Source organism: Shewanella sp. ECSMB14102, assembly GCF_000813075.1.
Taxonomy (GTDB): Bacteria; Pseudomonadota; Gammaproteobacteria; order Enterobacterales; family Shewanellaceae; genus Shewanella; species Shewanella indica.
In genome coordinates, this window is sequence record NZ_JWGX01000012.1 from 1 (window position 1) to 14,259 (window position 14,259).

Consider the following 14,259-nt stretch of genomic DNA (forward strand, 5'->3'; position numbering starts at 1 on the left):
GGGTCGAACACATAGGAAAAACCGCCAGTCATACCGGCGCCGAAGTTAACGCCCGTGGTCCCCAGCACCACTACTATGCCGCCTGTCATATATTCACAGCCGTTGTCACCGACCCCTTCAACTACCGCCAATGCCCCAGAGTTCCTGACCGCGAAGCGCTCACCGGCCCGTCCCGCCGCAAACAGTTTGCCGCCGGTGGCACCATAGAGGCAGGTATTACCGACAATGGCGCTGCGCTCGGATTGGAAGGCGCTGCCGAGCGGTGGATAGATGGCTATCTTGCCGCCGGACATACCTTTACCCACATAGTCGTTGGCGTCGCCGCACAGTGACAGCTCGAGTCCAGGGCTGTTCCAGACCCCGAAACTCTGACCGGCGCTACCGTTGAAGCTGAGTCTTATCGGCTTGGGACAGCCTTTTACGCCCCAGGTTGCTGCGATATGGCCCGAAAGCGCGGCGCCTACTGAACGGTCGGTATTATTGATGGGGAAGCAGATATCGAAGCCTTCGCCCTTGGTGGCACGCTCGGCGCACTTGGCCAGCAGTTCCTGGTTCAGGCTGCCGGGATCTGCCGGCGTATTGATCTCTTTCCAGGTCAAACTGGTGCTTGGCAATACTTCGGGTTTGAACAGGATAGGGCTCAGATCCAGTCCCTGCTGCTTGGCGGTCTGGCCTTCGATGGCCTGCAGCCAATCGCTGCGCCCTACCAATTGTTCAAACTCGCTGACCCCCAGCTTGGCCATCCATTCACGCACCTCTTCGGCGACAAACTCAAAGTAGGTCATTACTCGCTCGGGCAAGCCATGATAGTGCTTGTCTCTCAAGGTCTTGTCCTGGGTGGCAACGCCGGTGGCACAGTTGTTTAGGTGACAGATACGCAGGTATTTGCAGCCGAGCGCTATCATGGGCACAGTGCCAAAGCCGAAACTCTCGGCACCCAGTAAGGCCGCCTTGATAACATCTGTGCCAGTCTTGAGACCACCATCCACCTGCAGGCGTATTTTATGTCGCAGACCATTGGCCACCAGAGACTGGTGAACTTCGGCAAGGCCCAGCTCCCAAGGGCTACCGGCATACTTGACCGATGTCAGCGGGCTGGCGCCTGTGCCGCCATCATAGCCGGAAACGGTAATCATATCGGCATAGGCCTTGGCGACTCCTGTGGCTATGGTGCCAACGCCCGGCTCAGAGACCAGCTTGACCGAGATAAGCGCCTTGGGGTTTATCTGCTTGAGATCGAAGATCAGCTGCGCCAAATCCTCAATAGAGTAGATATCGTGGTGCGGCGGCGGTGATATCAGCGTTACACCCGGGCGGGCATGCCTGAGGCCGGCGATTTCAACACTGACCTTATGACCGGGCAGCTGACCGCCTTCGCCGGGCTTGGCGCCCTGGGCAACCTTGATCTGCAGCACTTCGGCGTTAATTAAATAATGTGCGGTTACCCCAAAGCGGCCAGAGGCTATCTGCTTGATGGCCGAATTGCGTTCGCTGTTGAATCTGCGGGCATCTTCACCGCCTTCGCCCGAGTTTGAGCGGCCGCCGAGACGGTTCATGGCGATGGCCAGCGCTTCGTGAGCTTCCGGGCTCAGGGCGCCGATACTCATGGCGGCGCTGTCGAATCTGGGGAAGAGAGTTTTGGCCGCCTCTACATCTTCGAGCGCTATGCTTTCGCGCTGCTGTTTGATGCTCAGCAGATCTCTCAAGGTGGCGACCGGCCTTTGGTCTACCAACTCGGCAAACCGTTTGTAGAGCGGGTAATCCACCTCTTTCAGAGCCCGTTGTAAGGTATTGACCACATCCGGGTTGAAGCAGTGGTATTCGCCGCCCTCAACGTACTTGAGCAAACCGCCCTGCGGCAGCGGTACATGGGGGCGGAAGGCCGCCTGACTCAGCAGTTGCTGATCGGCTTCTATGCCATCGAAGCCCACACCCTGAATACGGCTGACCACGCCGTTGAAGCATTGTTTAATCACCTCGTCGGCCAGGCCTATGGCCTCAAATTGCTGGCTGCAGCGATAGGAGGCGACTGTGCTGATCCCCATCTTGGACATGATCTTGCGCAGCCCCTTCTCAATGCCGTAGCGGAAGTTGAGCATCAGATTGACGATATCCTCGGCCTGATGGCGCTTGGCGAGTTCGGCAATGGACTCGTACACCAGATAGGGGTAAATGGCCGTAGCGCCAAAGCCCAGCAGTACCGCGAAATGGTGCGGATCCCGGGCCGAGGCTGTTTCCACTATGATGTTGGTGTCACAGCGCAGGCTCTTGTTCACCAGCATCTGCTGCACTGAACCTACCGCCATGGCGGCCGGAATGACCAGGGTGTCTTTGCTGACGGCGCGATCCGAGAGCACTATCAGGGTGGTGCCGGTGCGTGCCAGGCGTTCGGCTTCATCAGTGATCCGTTTGATCGCCTGACTCAGGCCTTCGGAGGCCGGATAGTTAAGGTCAACCTTGTTGGCACGGTAATAGGTGCTGTCCAGACTCAGCAACTGGTTGAAGTCACTGAACAACAAGATAGGTGAGTTGAACATCACCCGATAGGCGTGTCCCGTGGTTTCGTTAAACAGGTTCTGCTCGCGGCCGATACAGGTGGCCAGCGACATCACATGTTTCTCCCGCAGCGGATCGATTGGTGGGTTGGTGACCTGGGCAAATTTTTGCCGGAAATAGTCATACAGCGAGCGCTGTTTCTTCGACAGCACTGCCATCGGGGTGTCGTCGCCCATGGAGCCGGTGGCTTCTTCGCCTTTGCTGGCCAGTACCCAGATCACTTGCTCAAGCTCTTCACGGCTGTAGCCGAACAGCTTCTGGTACTGCAGCAAAGTGCCCTGGTTGAATTCACTGACGCCCTGATCCTGCGGCGACAGTTGCTCAGCCGGCACCAGAGTCTGGCTGTTTTTCGCCATCCACTCCTTATAGGGGTGACGACGTTTGAGGTCGTTATCGATTTCGAATGACTGATAAAGACGACCGCTGAGGGTGTCGAGTACCAGAAGTTCACCCGGGCCGACCCGGCCTTTTTCAATCACTTCATCCGGGCCATAGTCCCAGATACCCACTTCCGAGGCCAGGGTGAGAATTCTGTCTTTGGTGATCACATAGCGCGATGGCCGCAGCCCGTTGCGATCAACCGCGCAGGCGGCGTGGCGACCGTTGGTCATGACTATCCCGGCCGGGCCATCCCAAGGCTCCATATGCATGGAGTTAAAGTCATAGAAGGCCTTGAGCTCTTCATCCATCTCGGGGTTACTCTGCCATGCAGGCGGGATCAGCAAACGCATGGCGCGGTACAGGTCCATGCCGCCGGCCAGCAGCATCTCCAGCATATTGTCCAGTGATGACGAATCTGAGCCGGTTTCATTGACAAACGGGGCGGCCTGCTGCAAGTCAGGCAGCAGCGGTGAGTTGAACTTGTATGCCCGCGCCCTAGCCCATTGACGGTTACCTGTGATGGTATTGATCTCGCCATTGTGGGCCAGAAAACGGAACGGCTGTGCCAGTGGCCACTTGGGTGAGGTGTTGGTCGAGAAGCGCTGGTGGAACAGGCAGATAGAGCTTTGCAGCCTAATATCGGCCAGATCCGGATAAAAGGCCGGCAGATCGGCCGGCATCATCAAACCTTTGTAGACAATGACCTGGCCGGAGAGGCTGGCGACATAAAAGTCTTTATCCTGGCTTAATTGCTGCTCGAGACGGCGGCGAGCCATATAGAGGCGCCGCTCCAGATCTTTTTCTCGCCAGCCAATGGGAGCATTGATGAGCACTTGCCAAATTTGCGGCAAGCTGGACTTGCCTATCTCGCCGAGCACTTGCGGATTGACCGGAACCGGGCGCCAACCGGCAATACTCAGGGTTTCTTTCTCCAGTTCCCGTTCGAGCAATATTCTGGCTTCGGCGGCCAGGGTTTCATCCTGATTTAAAAACAGCATACCAACGGCGAACTTACGGCTGAGATGCCAGCCCTGTTCGGCCGCAATGGCTTCAAAGAATCCTGTGGGCATTTGCATCAGCAAACCGCAACCGTCGCCAGTGCGTCCGTCAGCTGCAATACCACCACGATGTTTCATGCGGTCGAGGCCATGGATTGCCGTGCGAACAATGCGATGGCTGGCTTCGCCATCCATTTGGGCTATTAATCCAAAACCACAGTTATCCCGCTCGAAACTGGGATGATACAAGCTCATACAAAACCTCCCTTAACATCACTATTACTACTCGGGAGAGAGTACCAAACTCTATAGATATGCACCCGAACCATTCAAATTATCCTGAGACTTGCTAAAGGTCAAACCTAAATATTGCATATATTTGATGAATCTTGGGGTGTTTCATACGGAATCTTCAATTGCATTACGTTAACGTAAACTGAGGATTGCGCTGTATAACACTATGAATGAAAAGAAAATCTACTTTGCCCCTGTTTTCTGTTCACCTAATTTTAACAAGCGGCCTCGAATTATCCTTAAAGAAGAAAAACTGATTTCCGGTCTCGCTGGTGTTTACATTAAAAATTTGCATTAAATGATTAAATATTCACAAAAGTGTGATCTGGGAGCGGTTTGTGCTCAAGCGGTTTGATCATTGATCACTGGCAAAAGTAGCAGCCATTTGTGACATAAATTGACCTGGAGCAGAGTAGTCCCAAATTGGAGTCGTTAGACTGGCGACTTTTTTGAGAGAAGCAAATGGGACTGGACGATTTTGTCACTACCTTTGGTCAATACTGCCGGCAACAATTTGGTCAACGGTTACAAAAGCTGACTCTGGATGCACGTTTTACCTGTCCCAATCGCGACGGAACTCTAGGGCGCGGTGGTTGCACTTTCTGTAATGTTGCCTCTTTCAGTCATGAACATGGAACCGACTTGTCGATTGCGGCTCAGCTTGAGGCCGGCAAACAGAAGATGAGGGCAAAGGCTTCGCGGTTTTTGGCTTACTTCCAGGCCTATACCAGTACTTATGAAGAGTATGCCGAGTTGAAGCGCAAATACGATGAGGCACTGCAGAGCGAACAAGTGGTGGGTTTGTGTGTCGGTACCCGCCCGGATTGCGTACCGGACAGGGTGCTGGATCTGTTGGCGCAATATCAACAAAACGGCAGTGAAGTTTGGTTGGAACTGGGTTTACAGACAGCTCACGACGCCACGCTGAAAAGAATTAACCGTGGTCATGACTTTGCCGCTTACCAGGATGCTGTATGCCGCGCCCGCAGTCGCGGACTCAAGGTATGTACTCATCTGATCCTCGGACTGCCGGGAGAAGGGCTGATTGAACATCAACAAACGCTGGAAGCAGTGTTAAACACAGGTGTCGATGGCCTTAAATTACATCCCCTTCATATAGTAGTCGGCAGTACCATGGCCAAGGCCTGGGAAGCAGGCAGGTTGCAGCCACCGACACTGGACGAATATGTTACCAGTGCGGCGCAACTGATCCGTCACACGCCAAAAGAGATAGTGTTTCATCGGGTGACCGCTTATGCCAGCCGTCCCGTGTTGCTGGCGCCGGATTGGTGCGCTCAGCGCTGGATAGGCTTGGTAGCACTGGTGGATGAGTTGGCGGCTAAGGGCGGGCAAGGTTCTAGTTTAATCAATTTAAATCAATAGCCTATAAATCATTGTATCTATTGTGCCCGGATTTTGTATCGCCAATGTTAAATCCGGGAAAGTTTTGTCTTGTTTAGCGCCTATAAGTTGCACCGGTAATTTTAGCGGGTATGATGTGGTAAATCTGACACATTTGAGGAGCGCCTTCATGGCCACAACTGAACTGGATACTATCTTAGATCTCAATACCCTGGAGCAGTACTGTAGTGCTATTGGTGCCGGCACCTTACTCAAGAGTGTGGTGTTATTTGAACAGTTGTTGCCTGAATACGTCGCGAATTTGCAAAAGGCCGAAGCGGCCGGAGATAAAGATACCCTGTGCGCTGAGGCTCACAAGTTCAAAGGTGCTGCCGGCTCTGTGGGATTAAAGCGGATCCAGCAAACTGCACAGCAACTGCAACACGGTGAAGAAGCCGCTTGGGAAGCCGGGCATAAAGAGTGGCTGGCGGTTATTGTTGAACATGCCGGTGCAGATCTGCAGCAACTCAAGTCTTTCCTCGAAGCCAAAGCATAAATTAGCCTTGGGTGCCGGAGAGAAGCTCCGGCGCAGTCAAGGTATTAAGAAACTTCCGTTACTACCCCCTTTTTTAATACCTGAACCTTAGCCGTCAAGGCTTGGGTTCTCTGCTATTTCCGCTTCAGTGATAGATATCTTGGGGGATGATTTATCGCCTCGGTCACACTCCTGATGTGATACTGCTGCTCGACAGACTTTTTGTGTTAGATTAGATAGAACTTTCTAATGCATTACTCAATTGGTAATCGACAAAATGAAACACTTACCCAGTTTGAAAAATCTCTATTATCTGGTGAACCTGCATCAGGAACAGAACTTCAACCGGGCAGCCAAGGTGTGCCATGTTAGCCAATCGACGCTGTCCAGCGGGATCCAGAATCTGGAAGAACAGTTGGGTTATCAGCTGATTGAACGGGATCATAAGTCTTTTATGTTTACCGCTATCGGTGAAGAAGTAGTACAGCGTTCGTTGAAAATTCTGACCGATGTCGATGACTTGGTGGAATTGGTGAAAAACCAGGGTGCGCCTATGACTGGAGAGATCCGACTTGGCTGTATTCCCACCATTGCCCCGTTCCTGCTGAGCCGTGTAGTTAAGCAGTGCCAGAAGACCTATCCGGATCTGAGTTTGCTGCTCAAAGAGGACACCACAGAGCGTTTGTTGACAGCTTTGGGTAAGGGCGAGTTGGATCTGTTGTTGTTGGCTCTGCCTGCTGACACTTCCGGCTATCACAGCATGAAAGTGGGTATAGATCCCTTCAAGATGGTGGTGCACAAGGACTTATCTGCCGATATTCATGAGCCGGTGGACTATCAGGCGCTGCCGGATGAGAGTATTTTTCTGTTGCAGAGTGAGCACTGCATTACCGGTCATGCCATCAGTGCCTGCCAACTGGGTGACAGCGCCAAGGTCAACCCTTTTGCGGCCACCAGTTTGCACACTCTGGTACAGATGGTGAACAGTAAATTGGGCACGACTTTCCTGCCGCAGATGGCAATAGATGCCGGGATATTGAAAGACACAGATCTGGCGGTGATGAGCCCTCCAGGGGAGGCTCCATATCGTGAGATAGGTCTGGTATGGCGTCAGACTACCAGCCGGATCCTGACTTTCAGAACTTTGGGGCTGGAGATCCAGCAGCTGCTTCAGCAGCAGGTTTAGGCTTGGATTCAAGTCGTAACAGTAAGAAAATACATCTATGATATCTTAGAAAAGCCTTGCAGGATGCGGCCTGCGTAGAGCCGTTTACTCAAACTGCTCTACGCAGGTATATTGAAAGCTCAAGAACGGTAGTTACACCGATTCAAAACTGGAGCTTGACGCTGTCTCAGTTGTTCATCCATTTTGAAGAGCGACAGGAAACCTACATTGCGCTGTGATTTTTAACGTGACACAGAATTTTGAACACCCTCCAGAATTTTGAAAACCCTCTTTCGAATATAATCCGTAAAGCATGTTACTTGACGATGAGCTTCATCTTTACCATCAATATAGCGTTGTGAAAACAAACTAGGGACGATTCCCAAAGTCATCTTACCTGATGGACATACTTATTATTGTAAGAGTAAGACTCCATTCAACTATTCACCTAACTTCCTTTTATAACTCCTTATTGCACATTGTTTTTAAATTGATGGTTTTAGTTGTGGGTGATGGATAGGTGTTTTATTTGGTTTTTATTTGGTGTGTTTGTTGGTTTTTTGAGGGCGGTTTGTTTTGCCTGTTGTTGTGTTGGATGGTCATTGATAATGATTGTACAAGTGGAATGACTTTAAACATGGAATGTTTGTCATTATGCGTTGGCTCCCCCGTTTTATTTTGCTGGTTTCTTTCGCAGTTCTAACAATATCAACAGTGCACGCATCATCCACAGCCCCTTTAAGTGGCGCTTTTCGGGTCAGTGAGCAAGGTGCGGCAACATATACCATCCCCATAGATACTCCCGCAGGCAGAGGTAAACTAAAGCCCGCCGTAGAGCTGAGTTATTCATCAGGTAGCGGCGAAGCCATTATGGGATTGGGGTGGGGGCTTCAAGGGCTTTCCGCCATCAGCCGCTGTCCAAAAACCATTGAACAGGATGGTTATTTGCAAGGTGTAGAGCTTACCAACAAGGACAGTTACTGCCTTGACGGTGCTCGTCTGGTTTTAACCGCCGGAACCCATAGTCTAAATGGCGCCGAGTACCATAAGGAGCTGGATGATGCCTCCGTGGTGACTGTGATTGGCCAGGCGCCTGGCGGCGGCCCAGCGGCCTTCAAGGTTGAAACCAAATCGGGAGACACCTATTTTTATGGCGATGTGGATGAGGTTTCCGGGAAGCGGTTTCTGGATGTGAATGGCACCTCATCATCCGGAGATGGTTATCGGTCCGTATCTCAAAACAACAGTGATGTGATTTATCATTGGAGTCTGAAGGCCATTGAGGACTCTGTAGGTAATTACATTAGTTATCACTATGAAAACATCGCCGGTGAGCAATACCTGAAAAGCATCGATTACGCCGGGCACAGCAATGGTGAGGTTCCCTATAATCAGGTCAGATTTATCTATACCCCCCTTAGTTACCCTAAGTATGGTTATTCCTATGGCACCTCTGTTGCGATAAAGCAGCAATTGCAAAAGATTGAGGTGAGGCTGGATGACGAAGTCGATAAAACCTATTACCTGACGTATCACAAGGCGACTTCCAGCGATAAGCATGATTACCTTGAGCAGGTTAAAGCCTGTATTGGTCAAACCCAAACCGACTGCAGCACACCGATAACCTTTGAGTGGGACAGACCGCCGGGTGCATCTGCCGGCCCTGCTTATCAACCCTTTTCCGGCAGACGGGCGTTGAATATTCCGTCCGGTAACAACGACACCGCCAAGTTTTTTGATATGGACGGCGACGGCTTATCAGATATCGTTTATGTACGGGGCGGGCGTTGGTACAAGCGTGGTATTCAGTCGGGTATTGAACAGGCGATGGCCTCGACCGGAGCCGCTAAGGCGGCTTATGCCCAAACCATAGATTATGATGGTGATGGCCAGCGTGACTTGTTGGTGGCCAACAGTGAAACCGCCAATTGGCAAATTCTGTCTTTTAAACCTTCTACTTATCAGCACACTGTGTGTGAGCCAAATGGCCGTGGTACTCAGCTATGTGAGGATGTTGAGCGTGTGGTGAATTACACGCTAAAGGATTTGGGGCGTAAGGCTATTGGGCTTGAAGGCAAAGCGCTGGTTGCCGATGTCAATGGTGATGCATTGGAAGACATCATCTTCATCGATGGTGGCGCCATCAAGTGGTATCGCAATCTGGGAAATGGAAGTTTTGCTGCGGCGCAAAGTCTTTATAGCTTTCCCAGTACTGAAGTTGGGCACAACACCAGTGTTCACCAGTGGCATTCCAGCCGAGGTTTTGGCAGCTCCTTTATGGATATCAACGGTGATGGACTCACCGACTTTATGTTGGAGGTTAGAGAGCGGGAGGCCGTGTGTATTTCCGGTAGCGGCAAAGTGATTTCGGGAGTGACCGAGAATGAGTGTCGTCTGGATATCAGAGGTACTTGGTCTGTCAGTGATTACGAGTATTGGAATCTTTATGTCTCGACTGGCTCCAGTTATCAAAGACGGCAGAAAATTTACCGGGGGCCACACAATAATATCAATATCGCCAATATCCTACGCAGTGCCGATTTCAATGGTGATGGCTTGTCGGATATTGCCTACGTCCATAATAATAAATGGTTTATTCAACTGTCAGATGGCAATGGTTTCTTGCCTCGAATGGATACGGGCATTACTACTTCCGATACTCAGAAGTACAAAACCTATTTTATCGATATCGCGGGTGATGGCAGAGCCGAAATGGTGGTTCAGCATACCTCGTCTCAGGCGTTGGTGTATCACTCCAACCCCGAGTTAACTTCATGGACCACTTATGGCGCAATCAATTACCTGTCCGATCAACCATTGAATTTTGCGGATATCGATGGTCGTGGAAAACTGGATATTGTCTATTTCAGTAACGGTCAATGGCAAAGGTTAACCCATAAGAGCCATGCATATCACAATACCATCAAGGGGATTACCGACGGATTTGGAGTCAAGACCAGGGTGACTTACGCGTCGTTGACGGAAAAGTCTGCTGGCGAATACAGTGTCTATAAGACTCAGGTTTCCAGTTATCTGGACAACAGTCGTAACTTCTCCCTTATTCCGCCGCAAAAAGTTGTTAAGCAAGTTGCCACTGAAACCGGGGATGGCAGCCAGGTTTCCGTTAACTATGAGTATGGCGGCTTGCTGATAAACCGTTTGGGGCGTGGCCCGGCCGGGTTTGAGTTATTACGCACCAGAGACAATCAGACTCAGGTGGTGACCGAGACTATCTATCATCAGTTGTTCCCGCAAATAGGTTTGCCCCTGGCAACCAAACAAACCTATCAGGGAAAAACATTGTACTCGGCAATCAATGAATACAGCTTTCAGCGAGGCAATGACGGCATTTATCGCCGGGTTGAAGAAAACGTAGTGGAGCGCACCTCGCAAAATGGCAGCGATGGGGTGGTAAGGGAGTTAACGCAGACAAACACCCAGACTCAGTTCGACGACTGGGGAAATGCCATTGCCATTAAAGCGGATGTGACTGACCTTGAAGCCAATCAATTGGTTTCAAGGGTCGAGACGGTTAACCAGTATGACGGTCATGGTGGCGGCGAAGCTAAGGGGCGACTGAGTCATACCAGGGTGACTAAATCACGCTTTAATCAGCGAGAGCAGGTTCAGGCGATAGTGACCGAGAGCGCATTCAGCTATTACGATAACGGTTTGCTGATGAACTCAACGGTATCGCCAAATGACAATCGCTACAAATTGACTACCGGCAAAACCTATGACATTTACGGCAACACCCTGACCGAGCGGGTCTCCGGAGGCGTAGATGCCGCCGGCAACACCCAGCAGTCGAGACAGATGAGCTATTTATTCGATGCCAGAGGGCGTCTGCTCAAGACAGTGACCAACGCGGCAGGCGACAGCAGCACCTATACCTACAATGGTCAGTCTGCAGATCAGGTAACGGGTAAAATCACTCAAATTACCGTGACTGATGCCAATGGTCGCAAACTGACCAAGGACCATGACAAGTGGGGAAGGCTGGTGCGGGAAGTCACTCCGGATGGTGTTCCAACAAGCTATCAGTATGCCACCTGTGATGCCGGGTGTTCACCTCTCAGTCATGGCCATTTGGTTACCACCAAGACCAAGGCCGGTGCGCCTCAATCCAAAGTCATCACAGATAAATATGGCCGTGAAGTCGGTAAGCAGAAGCAGGGTTTTGATGGGCAATGGATTGTTACTGCAACCAGCTACGATGCGCAGGGAAGGCCTGTCAGACAATATGAACCCGCTTTTGCCGGTATCAGTGCCTATTACACCGAAATAGAGTACGACCACTTTGGTCGGGTCATCAACCAAACCAATCCCAACGGTGGTGTTTCCAGTATTCAATATCTGGGATTTGAGACGCTGACGATAGACCCTAATGGCAAGCAAAAGCGTGCTATCTCCAATGCCATGGGTGAGCAATTTAAAGTTGTTGATGATATCGGCAACGAACTGGAGTTTGTCTATGATGCCGGTGGCAAGCTGATGAAAAGTTTTATCACCTCAGCCTCGGGACAAGAGCTGCTGCGCACCGAGGCAAGCTATGATGCCTACGGCCGCAAAATCAGCACCAAGGACATTGATAAGGGACAGTGGCGCTACACCTATAACGCCTTTGGCGAAATGTTGTCACAGACCAATGGCAAATCCCAATCCAGCTTTATCTACTATGACATTCTTGGGCGTAAAGTCAGGCAAACTGAGCCAGATGGCACCTCTTGCTGGACCTATGGTAACAAAGGCAGCAAAACCGCCGGTTTACTTATTGCGGAAACCCGCTTCGACGCCGTTGTGTCCAATTGCTCTCAAACCGGCTGGGCACACAGCAAGCAGAGCGGGTATGACAGTGCCGGCCGGTTAGCCAGCAGCAAGACAAGCATAGCAGGTAGTAGCTATGAGCATCGCTTTACCTATGACAGCCATGGCAGAGCGGCGACTCAGACATACCCCAATAACTTGCTGACGGTCGTCAATCACTACAATGCTCAGGGATACCTTTTCAAGCGTACCGACCAACAAACAGGTAAGGCATATCAAACTATCACCGAAATGAATGCCCGTGGTCAGGTGGAGCAGGTGCGTTATGGTAATGGTGCCCAGGAATCAACCGTTTTTGATGCAACCACTGGCTGGGTTAGCGGTATCAATTTGACCACTGCGGGAGTAACAGCCCATCAACTTGACTATCGCTTTGATACTGTAGGTAACCTGGAGTACCGTCAGCACAACCTGTCTTCGGCTCCGGCCACATTCAGCGAAAACTATCACTATGATGATTTGTATCGCCTGTATGAGCGTACCGTCAGTATCCACTCCGGTGGTACGAGTCTGCCATCAGACTTTAAAGCCACCCATGAGATGCAATATGACGATTTGGGCAATATCACCTTTAAAACCGGTGTTGGTGATTACCGCTACGATAGCACCAACCCTTACCGTTTATTAGATATTTGTGGTAAAGGAGGCTGTGGTGCGCTTGAAACAACACCTGTAAGTAAATCCTGCCCAACAGGTTATGCGCTCAATGCGGCAGGCACAACCTGCCAAAAGAGTGAAACTCAATCAGCATCGCTAAGCTACAGCTATAGCTGTCCCAGTGGTTACACTCTTTCCGGTACAACTTGTTCTAAAACGGAAACCAAAGTTGCACAGGTTAAAACCGAACAAACTTGTCCTAAAGGTGGCTACTTAAATGCATCAACGGGTAAGTGCTCTCGAGATTTCACCATAGTTTCAGCAACTAAACCGTCAGGAGCAGGGGTTGTATGCGGTGGTGGTGAACCAATGGGAGGAGGGCGCCGTCTGTGGGAGTGTACAGAAACGTATCAATCCACACCTAAACAGGTCTATAACTGTGATGCGGGCTGGACATTAAGCGGCACTAACTGCACGCGGACGCTATCACAAGCGGCAACAAAGACGCCTGTTTATTCTTGTCCCGCTGGCTGGTCTGTTTCAGGGAGCGCTTGTAATCGAACACTCACTGCCCCCATAACCTACAGCTGTCCAACGGGGTGGACGCAAAATGGCGCTCAGTGTAGTCGTGCCCGTCAAGCCAGCTATGTGATGGTTTATGATAAGAATGGCAATATCACCCAGGATGGCAGTCGCCGTTTCACTTACAGCTCTTACGATTTGGTCACCAACATTACTCAAGGTGGGGAATCGACCCGCTTTAAGTATGATGCCAACCGGCAACGCTTCGAGCGTTACGACGTTAAAGTTGAAGCGGGAGTGACAAGCTATCTCACCACCTTATATGTCGGGGGGTATGAGAAAGTCACCCGTAGCGGCGGCAACAAACCGGCACTCACCGAGCAAAAATTGTATGTCGGCAATTTGGTGATAACCAAGCGTAGTAATAACACTATTGACGAGTTTTACCTGCACAAAGATCATCAAGGCTCAACCACGACGATTACCAATAAGTCAGGTAATGTGGTGCAGCAGTTTACCTATGACCCTTGGGGTAAACAAACCGCCGCCTATAGCCATTCACTGTTGAATGATTATATCGCGCCCGCGGCATCCAAAGGTTATACCGGGCATGAAGGTATAGATAACCTGAGTCTTATCCATATGAATGGGCGTATCTATGACCCCACCATAGGACGTTTCTTGCAGGCCGATCCGCATATCCAAGCGCCAACCGATACACAAAGCTATAACCGTTATAGTTATGTTTTGAATAACCCGATGAGTTATACCGATCCGAGTGGGTTCTTCTTCGATAAACTCTGGAAGGCGATTAAGAAATATTGGCGAGTAATAGTAGCTGCAGTTGTTACTTATTTTACAGCAGGCGCAGCATCGGGTTGGGCGGCTAGCTGGGGGGTTGCTGCAGGGACTGCGGGAAATGCAATAGTTGCAGGAGGTATCACTGGTTTTATAGGTGGAGCTGTTGCTACTGGTAATTTACGAGGGGCATTATGGGTAATGCCGATCAGTTAAGACAGATCGCTTGACGATCTCACTGAAAG

Annotated in this window: 5 protein-coding genes and 1 pseudogene; 5 read left to right on the top strand and 1 reads right to left on the bottom strand. The window is 50.8% G+C overall.

Going from position 1 to position 14,259, the window contains the following annotated elements:
* Positions 1–4,190: glutamate synthase large subunit (gltB, locus tag RC73_RS05430; protein ID WP_039033704.1), on the bottom strand; the 4,190-nt coding region annotated here is incomplete at its 3' end.
* Between the two features lie 501 nt (positions 4,191–4,691).
* Between gltB and RC73_RS05435 the strand changes: the two genes are divergently transcribed.
* From RC73_RS05435 to RC73_RS05450, 5 genes and pseudogenes are all read left to right on the top strand, one after another.
* Positions 4,692–5,612 carry a TIGR01212 family radical SAM protein gene (locus tag RC73_RS05435; RefSeq protein WP_039033705.1) on the top strand — a complete coding sequence of 307 codons (921 nt, stop codon included), beginning with the start codon at positions 4,692–4,694 and terminating at the stop codon, positions 5,610–5,612.
* Between the two features lie 148 nt (positions 5,613–5,760).
* Positions 5,761–6,126 carry an Hpt domain-containing protein gene (locus tag RC73_RS05440; protein WP_039033706.1) on the top strand — a complete coding sequence of 122 codons (366 nt, stop codon included), beginning with the start codon at positions 5,761–5,763 and terminating at the stop codon, positions 6,124–6,126.
* A 256-nt stretch (positions 6,127–6,382) separates the two neighbouring features.
* A complete protein-coding gene (gene oxyR / locus RC73_RS05445; protein ID WP_052248010.1) occupies positions 6,383–7,291 on the top strand; it encodes a hydrogen peroxide-inducible genes transcriptional activator OxyR in 909 nt (302 codons plus the stop codon).
* Between the two features lie 84 nt (positions 7,292–7,375).
* Positions 7,376–7,509 (top strand): annotated as a pseudogene (locus tag RC73_RS20470) (IS256 family transposase); the annotation flags it as partial.
* 475 nt (positions 7,510–7,984) lie between these two features.
* Positions 7,985–14,230, top strand: coding sequence for an FG-GAP-like repeat-containing protein (locus RC73_RS05450; protein WP_160289560.1), 6,246 nt, complete (start codon positions 7,985–7,987; stop codon positions 14,228–14,230).
* The last annotated feature ends 29 nt before the right edge of the window (positions 14,231–14,259 follow it).

Coding starts and splice junctions, on each gene's coding strand:
- RC73_RS05435 (WP_039033705.1), top strand. CDS start 4,692: ATGGGACTGGACGATTTTGTCACTACCTTTGGTCAATACTGCCGGCAA.
- RC73_RS05440 (WP_039033706.1), top strand. CDS start 5,761: ATGGCCACAACTGAACTGGATACTATCTTAGATCTCAATACCCTGGAG.
- oxyR (WP_052248010.1), top strand. CDS start 6,383: ATGAAACACTTACCCAGTTTGAAAAATCTCTATTATCTGGTGAACCTG.